The organism is Flavobacterium anhuiense, assembly GCF_001705175.1.
GTDB classification, from domain to species: domain Bacteria; phylum Bacteroidota; class Bacteroidia; order Flavobacteriales; family Flavobacteriaceae; genus Flavobacterium; species Flavobacterium anhuiense.
In genome coordinates, this window is the sequence record NZ_CP016907.1 from 4,081,710 (window position 1) to 4,102,151 (window position 20,442).

The 20,442-nt window shown below is 33.6% G+C and carries 17 protein-coding genes; 10 read left to right on the forward strand and 7 right to left on the reverse strand.

The window, feature by feature from the left end:
- The first annotated feature begins 128 nt into the window (after positions 1 to 128).
- From BB050_RS21910 to BB050_RS17195, 5 genes are all read left to right on the forward strand, one after another.
- Entirely contained in the window at positions 129 to 296 is a 168-nt protein-coding gene (locus BB050_RS21910) for a hypothetical protein (protein ID WP_008469206.1), read from the forward strand.
- A complete protein-coding gene (locus BB050_RS17175) occupies positions 265 to 828 on the forward strand; it encodes a PRC-barrel domain-containing protein (protein WP_236940355.1) in 564 nt (187 codons plus the stop codon). The genes BB050_RS21910 and BB050_RS17175 overlap by 32 nt, the downstream gene beginning before the upstream one ends.
- A 262-nt stretch (positions 829 to 1,090) precedes the next feature.
- Complete coding sequence (locus tag BB050_RS17180) at positions 1,091 to 1,714, forward strand: hypothetical protein (RefSeq protein ID WP_236940356.1); 624 nt, start codon at positions 1,091 to 1,093, stop codon at positions 1,712 to 1,714.
- 301 nt (positions 1,715 to 2,015) lie between these two features.
- Positions 2,016 to 3,440, forward strand: coding sequence for an amino acid permease (locus BB050_RS17190; RefSeq protein ID WP_066034438.1), 1,425 nt, complete (start codon positions 2,016 to 2,018; stop codon positions 3,438 to 3,440).
- A gap of 211 nt (positions 3,441 to 3,651) precedes the next feature.
- A complete protein-coding gene (locus BB050_RS17195) occupies positions 3,652 to 4,272 on the forward strand; it encodes a hypothetical protein (RefSeq protein ID WP_066034439.1) in 621 nt (206 codons plus the stop codon).
- A gap of 96 nt (positions 4,273 to 4,368) precedes the next feature.
- Here the strand turns inward: BB050_RS17195 and BB050_RS17200 are convergent, their stop codons facing one another.
- The 6 genes from BB050_RS17200 to BB050_RS17225 all read right to left on the reverse strand — a co-directional run bounded on the left by BB050_RS17200 (position 4,369) and on the right by BB050_RS17225 (position 12,415).
- Entirely contained in the window at positions 4,369 to 6,372 is a 2,004-nt protein-coding gene (locus BB050_RS17200) for a RagB/SusD family nutrient uptake outer membrane protein (RefSeq protein WP_066034440.1), read from the reverse strand.
- 12 nt (positions 6,373 to 6,384) lie between these two features.
- Complete coding sequence (locus tag BB050_RS17205) at positions 6,385 to 9,753, reverse strand: SusC/RagA family TonB-linked outer membrane protein (protein ID WP_066034441.1); 3,369 nt, start codon at positions 9,751 to 9,753, stop codon at positions 6,385 to 6,387.
- 337 nt (positions 9,754 to 10,090) lie between these two features.
- Positions 10,091 to 11,083, reverse strand: a complete 993-nt coding sequence (locus tag BB050_RS17210; protein WP_066034442.1) for a hypothetical protein — start codon at positions 11,081 to 11,083, stop codon at positions 10,091 to 10,093.
- A gap of 10 nt (positions 11,084 to 11,093) precedes the next feature.
- Entirely contained in the window at positions 11,094 to 11,387 is a 294-nt protein-coding gene (locus tag BB050_RS17215) for a hypothetical protein (protein WP_123907001.1), read from the reverse strand.
- Positions 11,388 to 11,422: 35 nt separating this feature from the next.
- Positions 11,423 to 12,085 (reverse strand): hypothetical protein, encoded by a 663-nt coding sequence (locus BB050_RS17220; protein ID WP_066034444.1) that lies wholly within the window; start codon positions 12,083 to 12,085, stop codon positions 11,423 to 11,425.
- Between the two features lie 9 nt (positions 12,086 to 12,094).
- A complete protein-coding gene (locus BB050_RS17225; RefSeq protein ID WP_236940357.1) occupies positions 12,095 to 12,415 on the reverse strand; it encodes a hypothetical protein in 321 nt (106 codons plus the stop codon).
- A gap of 401 nt (positions 12,416 to 12,816) precedes the next feature.
- Between BB050_RS17225 and BB050_RS17230 the strand changes: the two genes are divergently transcribed.
- The 5 genes from BB050_RS17230 to BB050_RS21980 all read left to right on the forward strand — a co-directional run bounded on the left by BB050_RS17230 (position 12,817) and on the right by BB050_RS21980 (position 19,844).
- Positions 12,817 to 13,563: a LytR/AlgR family response regulator transcription factor gene (locus BB050_RS17230; RefSeq protein WP_066034446.1), complete on the forward strand. Its 747-nt coding sequence runs from the start codon at positions 12,817 to 12,819 to the stop codon at positions 13,561 to 13,563.
- Positions 13,563 to 15,485 carry a histidine kinase gene (locus BB050_RS17235; RefSeq protein ID WP_066034447.1) on the forward strand — a complete coding sequence of 641 codons (1,923 nt, stop codon included), beginning with the start codon at positions 13,563 to 13,565 and terminating at the stop codon, positions 15,483 to 15,485. The genes BB050_RS17230 and BB050_RS17235 overlap by 1 nt, the downstream gene beginning before the upstream one ends.
- A 131-nt stretch (positions 15,486 to 15,616) precedes the next feature.
- Positions 15,617 to 16,885: a hypothetical protein gene (locus BB050_RS17240; RefSeq protein WP_066034448.1), complete on the forward strand. Its 1,269-nt coding sequence runs from the start codon at positions 15,617 to 15,619 to the stop codon at positions 16,883 to 16,885.
- A 37-nt stretch (positions 16,886 to 16,922) separates the two neighbouring features.
- Positions 16,923 to 18,335 carry a tetratricopeptide repeat protein gene (locus tag BB050_RS17245; RefSeq protein ID WP_164085592.1) on the forward strand — a complete coding sequence of 471 codons (1,413 nt, stop codon included), beginning with the start codon at positions 16,923 to 16,925 and terminating at the stop codon, positions 18,333 to 18,335.
- 60 nt (positions 18,336 to 18,395) lie between these two features.
- A complete protein-coding gene (locus tag BB050_RS21980; RefSeq protein ID WP_206352859.1) occupies positions 18,396 to 19,844 on the forward strand; it encodes a hypothetical protein in 1,449 nt (482 codons plus the stop codon).
- A gap of 20 nt (positions 19,845 to 19,864) precedes the next feature.
- Here the strand turns inward: BB050_RS21980 and BB050_RS17255 are convergent, their stop codons facing one another.
- Entirely contained in the window at positions 19,865 to 20,323 is a 459-nt protein-coding gene (locus BB050_RS17255) for an RNA methyltransferase (protein WP_008469187.1), read from the reverse strand.
- Positions 20,324 to 20,442: the final 119 nt, after the last annotated feature.

A 20,442-nucleotide genomic window follows, 5' to 3' on the forward strand; every position in this document is an offset into this window, starting at 1 on the left:
TTAAAGTTTGTCAATCTACTGGGAATTCTATAACATCTGCTTGAAATTAAATACTTTATGATTTTTTACGGTTTGTAACTTTATGATGAAGTTAAAAAAAATGAATATCAATAATAAATATTAAAGTTATGGCAGAAATTAAAATTGAAAAGAAGAAGCCTATCTGGCCATGGATTATAGCCCTGCTTTTGATTGGTGCGATTGTATATTACGTCTTTTTAAGGGACGATCAGATGCAGGATCCGAATAGAACAGAAATCGAAAATGTTACTCCAGCGGATACCATTGGAAATTAATTATAAAAGCAACAAAAACATGGAAAATAAAGACAGAAATTTATACAGGCTTGATGAGCTTTCCGACTATAAAGTAGCTTCTGACTATTCTGATGTCAGGGGATGGAAGATAGTGGATGCGGACAATCGTACAATAGGAACTATTGACAATCTATGGGTGAACAAAGATATGCAGCGTGTAGTGTATCTAGATGTAAAAGCCGATAAAACCTTAATTGAGGACAGCCAGCGAGAGGTGCATGAAAATATAGCAGATGGAAATGAAAAGGAATTTATGTACCGTGACGGAGACAGCCATTTGATCATACCAATTGGTTCGGTGAATATTAATAAAGATACGAAGACTGTTATGGCAAGTGGAATCGGATATGACACATTCAGAAGAACAGGCCGTTTCAATACTCAGCAGCGATTTGACCGAAATTATGAAAGGGCAGTGCTAAGGTCGTACTATCCTGATAATGATCCAAGTGTAGGGTATGACGCCGATGACGATACTTTTTACAGTCGTAAGGAATTTGGAGATCGTTAGATAGTAATTACAACCTGAAGGCTTTAAAGCGAGATTGATTTATGGAGAGGTAATGGAAGACCAGATGTCTAGGATGTCTGGTCTTTTTTGTGCGTGATTTTTTTAGAAATGACCAATAAATTGGTTTCATTTTATAATTTGAAACATGTTTGGTCTTGTATTTTAGCTGAAAATCAATTCTGTAAGATAACTTTGAAAAGAAATTAGCCATGAACAAATTAAAAAATTAGAAATTATGAAAAAGTATCATTTATTAGTTACCTTGTTTTTCTTTTCACTGGTGCTTTCAGCGCAAAGTAGCCAATCATTTCTGCTTAACCTCTATGGAGGGTATACCTTTTCCGATAGAGTAGATTTCGATTCATCTTACGGAAAGGTGGAAGATGGTTTTGAGTGGGGAGCAGGTCTGGAATATTTTATAATGGATAATGCTTCAATTGAGTTGAAGTATAACAGGCTCGATACACACATGCCTTTGTATACAAAAGTGCCTTTAAACAATGGTGCTATTGCTCCTGGAACCCAAGTTAATGCGGGCGATGATAAAGGCGCTATCAATTACATACTGGCAGATTATACGTATTATTTTGGCTCAAGCTCCCAGAAAGCGCTTCCTTTTCTTGGTGCAGGTTTAGGGGTGTCAATTCTTGAAACGCCAAAAAGCGGCAACGGGACTTATTTTGCTTGGGAGATTAAAGGCGGTGTGAAAATAAAAACCGATTCGCCGGTATCGATTAATCTTCATGCCTATTTGCAGTCTATGTCAGCAGCTGTTGGATATGATTACTATTGGGATTACTACTGGGGTCCAGTAGCAGTCACTGATTATGCATCAACATTTCAATTTGGTCTTGGCGCTTCGCTAAGCTACGATTTCAGTAAATAATAGTCAGCATAAAAACATTTTAACAAAAGCCTTGGGAACTTCCAAGGCTTTTGTTTTTGCGCTAAATATGATTGTTAATCATGAAGACAGATATTTTGATATCTGTCTTTTTTTTGATTTTAATTCTTTTTCCGAATCCTGTATTGCAGTTTGCTTAAAACAAAAAAAAGAAGTTTCAAAATTTCTTAGAATTGATAGGCGTGATACAATTTTGAGTATAGCTTTGTACGATTCCTTTTTTAACCTATCTTCGCTTTTTATAGATTTCTGAAAAACATTTAACTCCTTTAAAACCTAATTTGTGGAAAAAAATCATGAAGCCGCAGAAGAGAATCAGCTTAAACGTGGGCTGACTAACCGTCACATTCAGTTAATTGCTTTAGGCGGATCAATAGGAACAGGCCTTTTTTTGGGCATTGGTCCAGCGGCTGTATTAGCAGGTCCATCTGTTATCTTAGGATATGCTATTGCTGGAATTATAGCCTTTTTTATTATGAGACAACTTGGTGAAATGGTTGTTGAAGAACCTGTTTCAGGAAGCTTTAGCTATTTTGCCTATAAATATTGTGGTTCTTTTGCAGGTTTTGCATCAGGTTGGAATTATTGGATTTTATACATCTTAGTTAGTATGGCTGAACTTACAGCCATCGGGGTTTATGTGCAGTTTTGGTGGCCTGAAATTCCGCTTTGGGCATCCAGTTTATTTTTCTTTCTGGTTATTAATGCTTTGAATTTTGCCTCGGTAAAAGTGTACGGAGAAACCGAATTTTGGTTTTCTATTATAAAAGTTGTTGCAATTATTGCTATGATACTTTTTGGAATGTACTTGCTTGTAAGCGGAACAGGAGGAGAGCAGGCTACGATTCATAATTTGTATAACGATGGAGGATTCTTTCCAAAAGGCATTTTTGAAAAAACTTCAAATGGCAGCTTTCGAGGTTTATTAGCCGCAATGGCATTAATTATGTTCTCCTTTGGAGGTTTAGAATTAATTGGAATTACTGCAGCTGAGGCAGAAAATCCAGAAAAAAACATTCCAAAAGCGACCAATCAGGTTATCTATAGAATTCTTATATTTTATGTTGGGGCATTGGTAATTTTGTTTGCTTTGTCACCTTGGAAACAAATCACTACAGATAGCAGTCCGTTTGTTATGGTTTTTCAAAATCTAAACGGAATGGAATTTGAGTTGTTTGGCAACAAAATATATTTTACGAGCCTTATTGCTAATGTGCTTAATTTGATTGTATTAACTGCCGCTTTGTCTGTATATAATAGTAGTGTATACAGCAACTCACGTATGTTATTTGGTTTAGCAGATCAGGGCAGTGCTCCTAAATTTTTGAAGAAGCTAAACAAACACTCAGTGCCAATTAATGCCATTTTAATTTCTTCGTGTTTTGCGGCTATCTGTATTTTAATAAACAAAGTAATGCCAGAAGAAGCTTTTGGCATTTTAATGTCTTTGGTCGTTTCTTGTTTAGTGATTAACTGGGTTATGATATCATATACCCATCTACAATTTAGACGTGCAAAAGACAAGGAAAATACAAAAACTAAGTTTGCATCGATATTTTATCCGATAAGCAATTACATCTGTTTTATTTTTTTGTTGGGTATTTTATTTATCATGTGGATGACGGATATGAAGTTATCTGTAGAATTAATTCCAATTTGGCTGGGTATTCTTTTTGTATTTTATAAAGTTTATAAAACTAAAAAATAAGTAGATTAAGTATATTCTATTTCATCAGAAATGGAATTATTATCATTTTTAGTATAAAATTTATCTTCATGAGCAGAAGTTATAATTCAATTTTTTTAGTATTTCAAACTTAATGGTTTACACCAAAGAAAACTTTCCAAAAATGTGCTCTGAGCGCAATACTGTCGTTACCGTAGTAATGTATATACTGTTTGCACTTTTATGCATCGCAATGATTGCTTTATTTGTTGGAATTCCATTAGCTCTCCAATTGGAGCATAATAGCCCTTTGTCTAACGGAGAAATGATTTTCAATCTTATCTATTTCCCTTTCCTGCTTTGGGGCAGTTGGTTACTGTATAAAAATTACCTCCATCAAAAGCAAAAAAAAGTCATTTTGATTTCTGTAGATCAAGATGGTCTTCATCATCAACAAGCTGATGGTTCGGTTCACAGTGTTTTATATAAAGAACTCGAGAAGAGCAAAGAGGATTACGTAAGTGATATTGATCGGAAAGTTGGAACAAAATATTCGCCAGGATATATTTTTGGCTTTAAGAACGGAGTGAAAGTTCCTATTCATTTTTCAACAGCTGAAAATGGATTGTCTTATGTTCCAAAAAATAAATATCAGCTAATTGCTCATTTTCTGCAAGGTGCTGTTTTATTTTGCCCACATATAAAAATTTCGCCTGCTGTTTATGCTGATAGTTTTATTAATCCCAAAACTTTTGAATTTGATAAAAAAGCTCAAAGATTGACATACTTTATAGCTTTTGTACTAGTTATAATTATTCTGCTTGCAATTGATTTGTTTATAAAATATACCAAAGGCTTTTCGATGCTATTTTAATGTAAATGCGCAGGCAAAAATGACAATTCATTTAAAATAAAAACGAGTTAAATGAACCTTAACTCGTTTCTATCTTCTTTAAATCTTTTATAAATATTAAATTTTGCTTTCGTCGGCAACGGCATCTTGCCATTTATCCCAAACTTTTACTCCTGCATCATAACCATCATAACCAAAATTTTGGCTTAACTGACCTTTAATATTTGGCTCTATAGCCAGTCTATATGGAATTGGCCAGTAATTATTACGCTTGTCCATAGAATAAAACTTTACGCCTGGTTTAAGAGAAATTCCAGCTGGATATTTATTGTAAAGCGTGTAATGTACAATGCGCTGCCACCAGTAGCTTCCGCCAGTTGCATCTTTTCCTGATTGTTTATCCCAAGTATCTTTGCTATACGTATTTCCCCATTCATCTGCTTTTCCGCTTAGAGCCAAACAGTGCGAAATACGTTTTAATTCTACATTTCTCCATTCTTCCATATAAAGTTCTCTTCCTCTTTCTGCGCAGATATCACCAATCGTTACTGTAGTATACATTTGCGAAGCTTTTGCTCTAGCTCTTACCACATTTACGTCCTGAGCCGCTCCAGAAACATTGCCTTGATAAAAACGTGCTTCAGCGCGCAATAAATAGGTTTCGGCTAAACGATAGATATACATGTGTGCACTTGCTCCTGCAGTAGCTCCTTGAAAATCATTTGCTGCTGGATTTGCTTCGGCCACGACATCATGATAAAAGATTTTATAATGTGGGAAATCAAACCAGTCACGAATAGAATCTTGTGCTAACAATTTTCCAGATGCATCCCTCATTCTGAAATTTTGACCTGCCCATGTCGCGCTTCCGCCAGCTCCAGATGCATATTTAAGATCTTCCATATTTACCCAGTTACCGACAGTACTGTTATGCCTAAGATCGATTTTATCTTCAACACCATTTACAACCCACATTGGATGTTGTGAGTAATAAGAACCGCTGATTGTACCAATTCCACGTCCAATTGCTCTTTGATAATCATACTTTGCATTATAATTTGTTTTATCAGTCAACGGAAAACGAGGTGCTGCAGTTTTTCCGTCGGGAGTAATTAAATTGGCATCATTCCAGTTTGGACCAAAAATTCTCATGGATGAAAAGGCTAAAAACGATTGCGCACCTCCATTTGGAGCCACCAATATGGCCTCAGTATTAGCGCTAATCACTTTGTTTTCTGGTCTATGTAAATCCCAAATCACATTTCTTGTAATGGGCCATGCGGTAGGATTTCCTCCTGGATCAAAAATTCCTAAATTGCCTTGCACCAATGCATAGCCTGACTGGTTAATCAAAATATTAGCTTGCGCTTCAGCTTCAGCAAATTTGCCTGATGCTAAATAACATTTAATCAACAGCTGACGGCAAGCGCCTTTGCTTACCATTCCAACATATCCAATTTTAGCTTGTTCTGGAACCCATTCTACAGCTTTTTCCATATCTGCTGTAATCATTTCTATGATGGCTTCTTTTTTAGTAGAATAATAACTCTGTTTTGGAACTTCTAAAATTTTAGTAATCAACGGGATGTCTCCAAATTGATATACCAAATTAAGATAACGATAAGATCTGTGGAAATATGCTTGACCAATATATTTTCGTTTAACTTCTTCTGATAAACTTGTTACTTTATCAATATAGGTTAATACAGTATTTGCATTTTTGATTCCTGTATACGCTTCTGTCCACATGAACCCAAGGTAAATATGTTCTCCACCAGCATCTCTTCTAAAATCTCCAGTAGGAACAATAGTATTAGAATAATCGGCAATATTGCTACCCGTGTCTGTTTTTCCATATTGGGCCATATCAGAGAAAAGATACTCGGTACCAATTGGCACGCTAACACCAGAATAACCAAAGTGGATATAATTATTACGCAGCTGCTTATCGCAAAGTGCTAAAGTTGCCTGTAACCCAGCTTCTGTAGAGAATGTAGTTTCAGGTTCATAGAATGAAAGCGGATCTGCTTCGAGAAAATCTTTTGAACAAGAGCTAGAAAGCACTGCCAATGCTAAAAAAGGCACTAGCCTTGAAATGCTATTTTTTATATATTTTTTCATTGTTGTATAATTTTAAAGTTGGAAATTAAAACCTAAATTAAACTGTCTCGTAGCCAATCCTCCTGTTTCTGGATCTCCAAAATATTTCCATTCTTTAGAAGCAGCCCATGTCGCTACGTTTTGAACTGAAGCATATATTTTTATACTCTTAATATGCACTTTATCCATAAGATCTTTAGGAAGCGTGTAGGCAAGCGAAATATTATCTAGACGAATAAAACTACGGTCATACAATCTTCCCGGTGCAACTGGAGTTCCAGCAGGCCCTTTAGCATCAAGACGTGCCCAGTCATTAGTTGGGTTATCTAATGTCCAATATGGATTCACGTATGGGTTAAAATTGAATTTATATAAACTCGCATCGTTGAAAGTATTCATATAATTTGAATTCAGCGATTTGCCCCCCATATTAGCATACATACTAATGCCTAAATCCCAATTTTTATAAATCTTAAAATCATTACGCAACATCCATTGTACTGGTGGATTTGAGTTTCCTAAAAACTGTTTGTCTTTTTCATTATAAACTGCTTTTTTGTATGGTTTACCATCTGAGTCTACCGCATCTATATCATCTGCTGTATAACTGTTAGCTACTTTTGGATCTCCAGGGCGCTGTCCGTATTTTTGAGCTTCTTTCCATTCATCTTTCTGCCAGATTCCAGTTACTCTATAATCCCAGATTTGGGAGATTGGTCTTCCAATAAACCAACCATTAGCAGAATCATTTCCTTCTTTTTTCCCAATTACATTTCCATTATCATCTTTAACATCTACCATGTTTCCATATAATGACACAATTTTGTTTTCGTTGTAAGATATTCCAAATGAAGTACGCCATTCAAAATTTGGTTTTTTCATGTTTAGTGTGTTAAGGCTCAATTCAAAACCTTGATTTTGAACTTCTCCAAGGTTGGTAGCAATTGTTGAAAATCCAGTAAAACCTGGCAAAGATTGGCTCATAATCATATCATGAGTAGATGCTTTGTAAAAATCTAATGTAGCAGTGATTCGATCACGCAAGAATCCTAAATCAAGCCCAATATTTGTTGAGGTAGTTTTTTCCCATTCCAAGTTTGGATTTGCCATACGGTCAAGTGCTAAATACTTTATTTCAAGTGCTTTTCCAGAAGCATCTAAATAGCCCATAGTTCCAGTATTGACTAAGTTTGCCAAAGAAACATACGGATCTGCAAGCGATCTATTTCCGTTTTTACCCCAAGACAAACGAAGTTTACCAGTGCTCATAGGTTCCCAGTTAAACCATTTCTCATTTTTAAAGTTCCAAGCAACACCAAAAGAAGGGAAAACTGCGTAAGGATTTGAAGCTCCAAATGCCGAATATCCATCACGACGTACCGTTGCTGTCAGCATATAACGATTATCAAACGAATAGAAAAGTCTCGCCATTAATGCATCTGCGGTTTCATGTGTATCGTTTGATCTAAGTGCACTATTCGCCATTGTTGCTGTATTAACAAGGTGAAAACCTAATGCATCTGACGGCTGAATATTATAGGCATCCATTCCGTCTGACCAAAAACGGCGTTCTTCTGCTTCCTGAACAAAAGTGGCAATAATGTGATGTTTTTGTGCAATCGTATAATCCCATGTAATGGTATTATTCAAGTTGTAATCAAATCTTGTTGAGTTATTTCTATTTACCCCTGTGGTAGCTGCAGGCCAGTTTGGATTCTGCGTTGATCTAAAATAACGATCGTGAAAAAACTGGTAACGAGGAGCAATATTGAATGCATAGGTGATACCTAAAGGCAAAGTTACTTTAGCATTGAAAATAGTATTCAATGTTGTATATCCTGTCTCTTTATCAATAAATTGACGCTCGTAGTAATAGTTATAATTTTGTCCAGAAACATTTTTTCCCATAGGCTGTCTCTCATAATTGCCATTTGCATCGATGAAGGTTCCAAACGGACTGGTTCTCATCATATTATTATCTCCAGCATTTGTACCTAAAGAAGGTGTAACATCTCCATCTGATCGATCTTGAAAATTAACGTTTACTCCAAGGTCAAGCCAATCTGTAACTTTAGCGTCAACTTTCATGTTGGAGCGAGCGGCTTTATAATCGTTCCCAACAATAGCTCCTTCTGATTTTAAATAGCCAAAAGAAACATAGTAATTTACTCTGTCAGCTGCACCTGAAATACTTAAATTGTTATCATGATTAATCCCTGTTCTAAAAGAACTATTGCTCCAGTCATGTGTTTTATTAGCTAAGAAATTTGCCATTAGTGATGGATCAAAATTCAATCCTAAACGTGCTCCCCAAACTTCTTTACTGCTTTTTCCATTTGTCTGAGAAGCAGGTTGGTACGCTAACCATTGTGCTTCTGTTATGCCCCATTTACTCAGATCATTTGGATTTGAAAAATACCCTGGTTTTCCATTAGCCACTGTTCCGGCAATAAATGCTTCGTATTGTCCCGTTGCTGTGTTGACACCATAGGTTTGAGCAGTTTCCCAATCTTCACGGTATTTTAAGTAGCCTTCTGGAGAATACACTTTGCGATAAGCACTTTTATTGCTAATCGTTGTGTTGGTAGAAAAACTTACCATAGGCTTACCTGTTTTGCCTTTTTTGGTTGAAATAAGAATAACCCCTGCAGCTGCTCTCGATCCGTAAACAGATGCTGCCGAAGCATCTTTTAGAATATCAAGTTGGGCAATATCGTCAGGGTTGATTTCTGATAGCTCACCATAAAACTGCATTCCGTCTAAGATAATAAGAGGTGAATTATGACCACCCGCTGTATATACAGAAGTCTGCCCTCGAATTTGTATATTCCCGCCTCCTTTTGCAGAAGGATCATAACCTACTCGCACACCAGGAGTTCCTCTTAAGATATCCTGAACGGTCTGCGGATTTTGGTTAACTAATCTATCAGGAGAAACTTGAACAACTGCTCCTGTTAAATCTTTTTTCTTCATTTTACCGTATCCTACAACTACAACTTCCTCCAACGAAGCCGTTGTCCTTTGCATTTTTGCATTTACGATAGTTTTTCCTTTTACAGAAACTTCAGTATTGGTATACCCCAAAAAAGAGAATACTAATACAGCATTTTCATTTTCTACTTTTAAAGAAAATTTTCCGTCAAAATCTGTTAGGGCAGCATTTTTACTTCCTTTTTCCAAAATGGTAACACCTGGAAGTGGCATACCATTTTCATCATTGACCTGTCCAGTGATGTTTTTTTGTTGTTGAACATTTTGCGATTTCGCCGCACCTTTAGAACTAAGGGTATATCCGTGGACTTGCGATAGAGAAAACAAAATGCAGAATAGCATCAATTTTGTTTTCAAACTAAATCCAGATACCCCATTAGGACCCATTTTAATCCTGATAAAATTTGTCATTTTGGTTGGTAATTTGGTTAATTGAATAGTTAGTTTTGGAAATTGCTTATGACATCTGTCAAGTGGAGGTCTTCAGTAACTTCGTGTGCAAAATTGACTAATAATGATTTTTAGAAGGAGAAATAAAATACATTTTTGGGTGCAATAAAGTCCTGAAAATATATTTTCATGGTTTTTTTAGCCATAAAAAATATTTTCTGTAAAAAAAATATTAAAAAAATGAGAATAAGATGTTTACTGCAAAAACAGAAGTTTAAAAAATGCAGTTGGTGTTTGATTTGCTTAAAATACGTTTAGGAAACCCAATTAGTTTAAAAAGAAGCTTTTGAATAAAGTTTTAGGGTTTATAAGGATATAAATCTTTTAATGGAATGATGATGCCATTTTTAGACATTTCACATTCGGCGTAAGCGTTTTTGTATACCTTAAAAATGAATTGTATATCGCTTGAAGATACGCCTTCATTTAATTTTCTGAAAGCGCTTAAAACTTCAATAGGAGACAATTCATATTGAATATTATATTTCTTTTTCTTTTTATCCTCCCAATAGATATAAAATATTTTAGGAATGCTGCGAATTGCAGCAGCATTAGCATCTTCTGAAAGTTCTATTCTGTCGTCTTTAAATGAATATGCATAAAAACTTGCCAGCACATCATGTTTTTCCATTTCAACTTTTGAAGACCATTTGTACTGATTTTGAAGTAAATCAGCATAATCGGTTATATTTTCAATGCTTTCAAAACGATTGTATTTTTCGCCTAAAGATTCTTCATAAACTAGCATATCCAACTTTCCTGCGATTTCTTTAGCCATAAATGTTTCCAAAAGCTGAGGTTCTGTATTTTCTTTAGGAATTATTTTCAAAAGGATTTTGCCTTTAGGCAGTATTTCTAAAATTAAAATAGGTACCACATTTTTTTCGGTAACCAAATTTTTCATTTTTTTATAAGGAACCAGAGTTTGAAGCTGATAAAATTTGCGTTCGTCTACAGAGAAATATTTTAGTTTAAGAGAATCGGGTAAAAGCTCCTCCTGCCAGATTTTGAAAAAAATAGAATTGTCACTTTTAGCGCTGGTTACTCGTTTTGATTCAGAATCGATTTCACTTTTAGAATCGTTGAAAGTATTATAAAAAGTGGCATCTATAATTTGAATGATATTTGAATTTTCTGCTGTTGGATTTTCTAAACTGCTATGAATTTCAGCATTCCAAAACATTTTGTCTTGCTCTTTATTTTTAAATCTGGTGGCAAAATAAAGGGCGATTACGGCAACCAGAATTACAGCCAAGAAAATGTTGATATAATCGAGTTTTGTATTATTCATGGTCGTTCTATTAATGTTGATATGCTTTTGCTAAAGCTCCTAAATATGATAATACTGCAAATACCATAATTGAAACAATTACTAGAAATATAGAAAAGTATTTGAATTCTTTTTTATACGGAATATTGGTGAAAAATATCGAAATTAAAACTGAAATTGCAGGAACTGTAAAGCAGAATAATGGCATAAGTGCGCCCCTATAGGCAGAAGAGTTTGATATTAAATTTACATAATCCATATAATAATACAGCACGATTTCTATGCAGAACAATAAAATAACGGTTAGGAATGGATTGTTTCTCATGTATAAATGATTTGGATTTCTAAATATAATAAATGTTATTTTTCATTCTGATTAATTTGCGAATAGATTTTGCCTTTCCAAAACAGCGGTTTATCTGGGTTTTCGGGATGTTCAAAAATAAAGTCAAATTTTGCTTTTAGAATTCCATTATGCCATAAATCCCTGTCAATTGTAATAGCACCTTTTTTGCAAGCATATATCTGCTTTCCTATTGAACCCGAAATGCTATTTAACTCGATTTCAGAAATACATTTATCCTTTGTTATTTTCAGAATCAAACTGCTATGAGTTGCGATATTTTTATTGGTAAAACAATAAATTGTATCTCTACTGATTCTTTTAACGCTTATAAAATTTGCACCTGCCCATTCATAACTGTTGGTTTTAGATTTAATCGAATGAAATAGGTGAGTGGTATCTACAAGCTGATAGAATTTTGCCAAAGAATCTTTATAAATTTTTCCATTCTCATCTTTCATCCTCTCTGTTTCCGTCGGACAAAGTCCGTCACAGCTTAATTGCCCAAAATCATTTCGATAAACTCCTTCTGGATATTCCCAATTTTTTGCAAATGAAAAATCGCCTGATAGGTTTTTCTGCCAATTGATTTTAATTTCTAAGTTTTTATTCTTTTCAATTGATGAACTGCCAGATAAAAAGATGAATATTAAAAAAATATATGTAAAAAACTTTATCATTGGAGATTATTATTTGGATTTTATAAATGTGAGATACTTTTCATCGCATTGCGTAAAATGCACATATTCGTTCATTGCATTTCCGTAATTCTGAATTTGTATTGTGTCGGTATCATATATGCCGTCAATTTTTCCAAAGTTCAAATAAAGAGTATCATCTTCATTATGTTTTCCAACCTTACCTTTTGAAATGATTTTATTCCTATCGAAAATTAAAAATGAATATTCTCCAACTTTCTTTTCGATTTTAATTTTAAACCTAGAATTTTCGCAAGATGTCAAAACATAAATTCCAGCAATTTCCTGATTGGCATCGGAATATGAAACCAAAGATTGCTGTTTTTGTAAAACATGTACAAAAAGAAAAAAGCTCGAGAGAAGAATAAATTTTTTATAAATCATGATTCTTAAATAAAATAGTAAACGGATAGTACAAAAATGAAAATAAAAGATTTACTGATTTCAGCTAATATAAATTCGTTGAAATTCTCAGGAGATTTGCAATGTTCTTTTTTAAATGTGCACTCAAATTACTTTTTGTGTGTGCTTGGAGTTAAGCAAAAAAGATTTACAGAGAAATAAAAAAATATATCGAAAGTATAGCATTTAAAACATTGAAGTAAAAAATTATATATTCGTACTGCAAATTTTGATCTTTATAAAGAGACAGTTTCCAAGAGCTTTTTTTATCTGGTTTAAAATTTCAATTTGTAAAACTGTTATTTCCTAATATGAACAAAATACGAACCTTAATAATAGAAGACGAACCAGCAATTAGAAAAGAGTTGCAATGGTTAGTCTCGCAAGAAGATTCTCTAAAACTTGAAGCGATGGCAGGTTCGGTAAACGAATCAGTACAAATCTTAAAAAATACAGAAATCGATTTGATTTTGATGGATATTCAGCTTACAGATGGTACGGCTTTCGATATTTTGAATCAAATAGAAGTGACTTCTTTTCATATTATTTTTATTACCGCTTACAATCATTTTGCAATAAAAGCCATTAAGTATGGCGCGTTGGACTATCTTTTAAAACCTATAGATAATGATGAATTTGTAGAAGCGATACAAAAAATCAAAAAGGTAAAACAGACCGATTATTTGAATCAGATTAATCTTGTGAAGGAATATAGTTCAAGAACGATCGATATGAGTTCCAGAATTTGCATCACATCTTTAGACTGTATGCAAATTGTTCGTCTCAATGACATTGTACATTTGTCTGGCGAAGGATCTTATACTCAAATTCATTTGGAAAACAAGAAAGTAGTAACGGCTTCCAAACCCTTAAAGTATTACGAAGATATTCTTCCTGAGGACTTTTTCATAAAAACCCATCAGTCTTATATTGTCAACAAAGATTTTATAGATAAGTATATGAAAACAGGCATCCTTGTCATGAAAAATAACTCCGAAATTCCTGTAGCGACTCGCAGAAAAGAGTTTGTGATAAATCATTTAAATCCTTTGAGATAATGAAAAAAACATTACTTTTTTTGCTGCTGACTGTTATTTCTTGTCAGCATAAATCTGAAAAAGTGTCGATTCATCCAGAAAAAATGCTGGAATCATTGCAGGTAATCAGCGATAGTTTAGATCAAAATCCAGAAGCAGATAAACTGGCTTTCTGGTCAGGCAAACTCAAAGAAAAAGATTTCTCAAAAACAGGTTCGGCTTTAGCATTCATACATTACAATCTGGCAAAAAACCTAGTAAAAAAAGACATTGACAGTGCCAAACAGCATATCAATTTTGCTTTAGGTTTGGTAGAAAAAGAAAAAGAATTCAACGCCCTAAAATTTACCATTTATAATGGAGCGGGTTTAATTTCAGAACTTGAAGGAAAGTTTTATCAGTCGGTTTATTATTTCAATAAATCTGCGGCAATCATTATGAATGACGATTCGCTAAAGTGCAAACCAATGGCAAAAGTTATCTGTTTGCTAAATGCAGCTCAGGATAATAATAAAATCAGCCAATATCAAAAATCAATCGAACAGAATCAGCTGGCCTTAAAAATTTTAAAAGGATTGCCTGAGGATAATTACAAATATAATTTTAGGGCTTATTCGCAATTGTTTACCGCCTGTGAAGAAAGCAATATTTATAAGCCAGATTCGCTTCTTTTTTACATTAAAAAACTCAAACAGATTTCATCAAAAACAAATGAGCCTATGCAGGTTAGATTTACTAATGAGCATATGGCACATTATTATTTGTTAAACAATCAGTACGATAAGGCGATACATCATTACAATTTGGTTAAAGAATACGATGAAGAAGGTCTATTGGCAAGTCCTGAAAGTCCTGTCATGATTAAAAATCTTTACACCACTATTGCCAACCTAATCGATCTGTATGTTCATACCAAACGTTTTCCTGAGGCAGAAGACTTAATTAAACAAGCAGATAAGATTGAAAGCCAGCATTTGCAGCTGTTGTCTTATTATGAAAAATGTTTGAACAAAAAAGCCAAAATGCATTATTATTTTGCGAAAGGAAATAAAGAAAAAGCTCTAGAAGAAGCAGATGAGATATTGGCACTTAAAGATAACATTCTCAGGAATTCGGGTATTCAGGCTACAGAAGAAATGGCTACGATTTATGAACTTCAGGCTAAAGACAGGTCTATTAATGGATTAAATAAGGCGATTGATAATACAGAGAATCGTCTTGAACGAAATCAATTACTGTTGCTTATTGTGGGGTTATTATCATTATTGGCCATTTCGTGGATATTTTTGCTTTATTTTTTCCAAAGGCAGAAAAGGCAAAAGCAGGAAAAAGAGAAAATTTTATTGCAGCAGCAATTGCTGAGAACGCAAATGGAACCGCATTTTATTTTTAATACTTTGTCTGCACTGCAAAGTTTTATCAGATTTGACGAAAAAGAAAAATCTATAAAATATTTAAGTCAGTTTAGCCGATTGTTGAGAAGCAGTTTAGAATTAAGCCGTAAAAATTATGTGCCTCTCGACCAAGAAATCGAAGCAATAGAAAACTATCTGAGTTTGCAGCAGATGCGTTTTGAATATACGTTTGCCTACAACATAATCGTACCCGATACGGATACTTCTGCTTTATTGATACCTCCAATGCTGATTCAGCCTTTTGTCGAAAATGCTATTATTCATGGAATAGGAAATCTTTCTGATAAAGGATTGATAACACTGGAAATCGCCGTGGAAGAAAATCAGATCGTGGTGAAAATTACAGATAACGGAAAAGGTTATCAGGATAAATCGAATGTTGATTCCGATCATCAGTCTTTATCGGGGACTATAGCCCGAGAACGTTTGGAGATTTTGGCTAGAGAAAACAAAATCAAAACCAATATAGAAATTACTTCCAATGACAACGGAACTATAGTTTTACTGACACTTCCTCTTAAAAACTAAAGACGCCCGTACGGATTTATTAAAAATCTTTACGAATATTCAATTACAGCAGACGGATTTATATCGGTCTAAATCCGTATGCTTATATTTTTCAAATTTGTCCTTAGAAAGAAAGATAAAACAATAATAATTTGAAAGCTAAAATCAATTTAATAAGTGCGGCGCTGTGTTTACTTTTATTGACCGCATGTTCTAAAAAAATACTAAGTGATAATCCCGAACCCGAGGCAATGCTTTATGAAATTAACCATAAAGACGATGTAAGTTTGGTATTCTTCGACCACAATCAGGAAGGTGGTTTAGAAAAGCATTTAAATATCTACCAAAGATTTGCTGAAGCTTTTGACACCATTCAGGATGTGCATGTGTTTCATGTCAAGGAAGATTGCGTAATCGAGTTTAGGAATTATGGCTACTATTATTTTAATAACCAAGATTACAAGCTAAAATCTGGAATGATATTGTCAAATGGTGTCGATAAGCCGATTCTTGTAACCAATCCGGATAAGTATATTGAAACCTACGAATCGTATTTTAAAGTTCCCTTTAATGACAAAGTGTATTATAGCAAATTGCGAAAAGCAGAAATCGCGGAAAGGCAGAAAGAATCAGAAAAAGAATTAAAATCAAAATTTAAAGTGGATCAAAACTATGCTCATAATTTGATACAAAATTCAAATGTTTCTTATTATCCCAAACCAAATGCTTTTTTTAAATGTTCTAAGGGAAAGGTAACAGCAAAAGCATTTAGAGACAGTACCAAAACTGCAAAGAGTTTTATGCAGATAGAAACGCTGTATGACAAAAACGGATTGATTAAACAATATTCTACTATTATTAATGGTGTGCTGTATTCCGACGATTTGTATTATAGAAATTCATATCATTTGATTGACAGTATAGTGCGAAGAAATGAAAAGGGAGAAAAATCTAAGGACGTTTTTAAATATGGCAAAAAACAGTTCAGCATCATTTCTGTTGATGAAAAAAATGTGATGATTGCCAAAGTGTTTCATCTGAATGACAAATTTCAGTGTGCAAAGAGTGAAACAGTAAATGGGAGCGGAGATGTGGTTGCGATCAGTTTCTTTGAATATGATGATTTGGGAAGAATTGTAAAAGAGGTTAATGTAACGCAGAAACTTGTTTATGAATATAAAAATCAGCAGGAAGATTTTTATTCTAAAATGAAAATTTACAATATAACGGACAATGCATTACTATCTGAGAATATACGATATTCCGAGGGTAACAAGGATATTTTTATATCGAAAGAAAAAGATAAGATTTTATCGAAAACAGTTTCGTTAAATGATTCTAATGGCTGCGCTAAAATGATATACAATTACAATTCTGATAATAATTTAAGCGAAGCATACCAATATTCATATGAGAACTAATCTTTTTTATAATCTAATTTTTCAGATAACAAAATATATGAGACTTGTTATTCTTATGTTTCTTGCTTTTGCTTCTTTCACAGTTGTAGCGCAGGAAAAAATCCAAAAAGAAATCAATTATATACGTAGTTTCCGAAAAGAACCTGGGAGAATTGTTGTAGAATTAGGCGTTAAGCCCAGGTTATGTTTTGTGCCAACAAAAAGTAATCCGAATTATGTCAAATTTAATGCATTATTGCAGTCCTATCAAAAGAAAGAAAATTTATATGAGATCGGAATTGAAGAACAGACAGGCCATATAAAAACGCTCAGAATTTTGAATAGAAGCGAGACAGCAGAAAACCAATCTATAAAACCGTTCTTTCCCGCTGCCGTAGCGGCGGTTTCTGCAAGTCAATTTCCTAAAAAATATTATGATGAGGCGCTTGAATTGTATAACAAAAAGCAATATCAAGAGGCAATTGAAACTGTAACAAAGTCAATAGAAATAAATACTCAAGATCCAGAATATCACCAGCTAAAAGCACTTTGTTTGGCTGGTTTAGGGCAATATAAGGATTCTACTGATGAAGCGGAGTACGCACTTGAAATGGATAGAGCTAACCCTGAACTTTATGAATTGATCGCAAATAATTATTACTTTTTAAGAGATAACGAAAACGCGATTAAAAATTATGAAAAGGCTATTGAATACGATATTAACATCATAGTTAGGATTTATCACAATTACATCAAATGTCTAATTGATATCCCTAGTCCGCAACGAGCAATAGAAGTTTACAAATTGTATAAGTATCGTTTAGACAGTCCAAATAATTATGGTGATGATTCTGGCAATTTAGCAGATGACCTAGAGTTTTATGCCGGTCAGGCATATCAACAGATAGCAGATTTTAGGACTGCTGCTGAAATTTATGACCGGCTAATTGTTGTGCATCCTAATGTTTATGGGTACCGAGCGCAAAGAGGAAGACTTTATCAGGAAAAAGGGGAATTACCAGCAGCCATCAGAGATTTTGAAATAGCCCTAAAATTGGATGAAAACGAGAATATTTTACTGACTAATCTGGCCACGATCTATCAGGAACTTCATGACTATAAAAAGGCTGAAGCTGCTTATAATGAATATTTAATCAAAAATCCTGACGATGCCGTGCAAACCAGTAATTACGGATATCTGTTATTGGATGAAGGACATTATAAAGAAGCACAGGCCAAATTTGAAGCCTCTTTTAAAACGGATGATAAAAGTATCGATACGCATATCGGAAGAATACTATCAGCGTATCTGCTTGGCGATTCAAGAAAGAAAAATATCTTTATTACAGCAGCAAAATCTCAGTTTCCAGAAATTGAGATTAACGCGGCAACTCTGAACGCACTTATAATAACGGGCAATTATTACTATTCTGAAAAGATTATAGAGATTTGGAAAGAAGCGCTAAATTAATATTTAACGCTTTAATCGAAGTTTAAACAATTAATTTTATTTTGTAACGTCTTAAAAAATATGATACGCATTATACTCTTTATTTTTATGTTTTTATCATCTATAGTTAGATGTATTTCACAGGAATCACAGTTTTATTCCTCATCAAAAAAAGAAAAGCTTTCAACAGAAGCGTATGAAGTTTTTAGAGCCAATAAGTTTTTGAATTTTAAAGATAAAGACAGTCTAATCGAAAATATTGAAGGTTCTGTTTATAAGAAAACCAATTTGAATACATTTTTCCAGCATAAGAAAGATTGGGAAAAAATTCAGAAAGAGGATACAGCTTCTTATGCTAAAAAAGACAATGCAAAATATGCGTATAAAAACAATACGATGATTGAAACTTATTTGGAATTTGGAAGTTACAATGTTCGAAAAGAAATAAAAAAGGTTTACAATCCGAAAAGTTTTGTCTTACTCCACGAGAAAAAATATTTTGTGGGAGAAAACTACAATCGTACTGAAAGCATTGTTAATGAGTACGATAATCAAAACAGGGTAATTAAAATTATAAAACGAACTGAGTATAGCAAAAAAGAAAATAATGAAGAATCGATAATTACGTCTAAATACGAAAATAATACCGTGACTATTTCAAGTAAAAATGGAACTATTGCCTGTGAATTAATCAGCAATAAAAATCTTTTGGAGAAAGAATCTTTATTAGCGTTGCCATTTGATTATTATAAATATATAGAAGAATGTTATTTGGAAGAAAATGCAAAATGCAATGAAAAGTATCCGCGAGTAAAAGGAAACGAATTAAAATCAATAACGAATATCATTCATTCAAAAATCAATAAAAACAATCCTAATGTTGTTTATAAAATAGATAATGGAGGATTGCCATTTCAGACTTATCTTGTAAATATTCGAGATGAAAAAGAGGATTATTTCTTAGATCATTTGATTCTAAATGTAAAAGATCAAGAACTGATTTCGAAACAGCTTATTGCGATTGAAGCAGACGGTGAAGTTCCAGAAGATGCCAATTATACTGCCAAATCGTTTGTAATCAATAAAGATTTAACAATCGGTATTTTTGAAATGCGGTTTTCAAAAATTTATAAAAAGCTGAATGAGGGTTATAAAATTACCCCTGAAGGGAAAATCATAAGTTCTAAAACCAGATCTGAAAATAGGAGAGAAGCTAATTCTTGGTCAGGGAAATACACTTTTAAGAGAACAAATAAAGATGAACTGGTAACCAGTTTTTCAATAGACATAAAAAGTCTAGACGATATTGCCATTGTTTATATTGGTGATGGAGAAAAACCAGAATTGTATAAAAATCTTAAGGCAGAAAATATAGCTGAGGATAAAATTAAAATAGTATTCAATAAAAAGTATAATGAACTTGGAATTATATACATTCAAAAAAATGATAAGCAGTATATAATCTCAGGAGAGTCAATAGCAAACATTAATCCAGGGAATGATGAGTATCCGCTTAAGAAAATTAATTAAGAAACTTGTCTAAATTGGCATCAAGAACGAGGTTTAGACAAATTTCTATCATACATGACTATGGTTCCTGCCACGGCAACATTCAAACTTTTTTCCGATTTAAATTTTACTAAATGATGGCATTTTTCCATTACTTTTTTAGATAAACCATGATCTTCTGCGCCCAATATATAAACACAGCGTCTAGGATGTTCGAATGTTTCCAGATCAGCAGCTTTTTCAGATAATTCAACGCCAACTAATCTTGCTCCTTTAGGTAAGTTTTCAAAAAAAGCTTCAAACGTATCGTAATGAAAATAAGGAATTGCTTTTACTGCGTCGTGTGTATCGCAGGCTTGTTTGGCATATCGATTTCCAATGGTAAATATAAAAGTAGCACCTAAGTTTTGAGCAGAGCGCCACAAAACACCTAAGTTTTCTGGCGTTTTACCATTTTGTATTCCTATGCCGAAGTATTCATTTGTAAAATTATCATTCATACGGGCAAAAGTACAAACTGTAGGTACATAAATCAATACTTTATGAAATGAAAGGATATTCTTTATTGAAACAAAGCCTTCGAAAAATTTAATAATTGATATTAAAAGAATTAGACTTT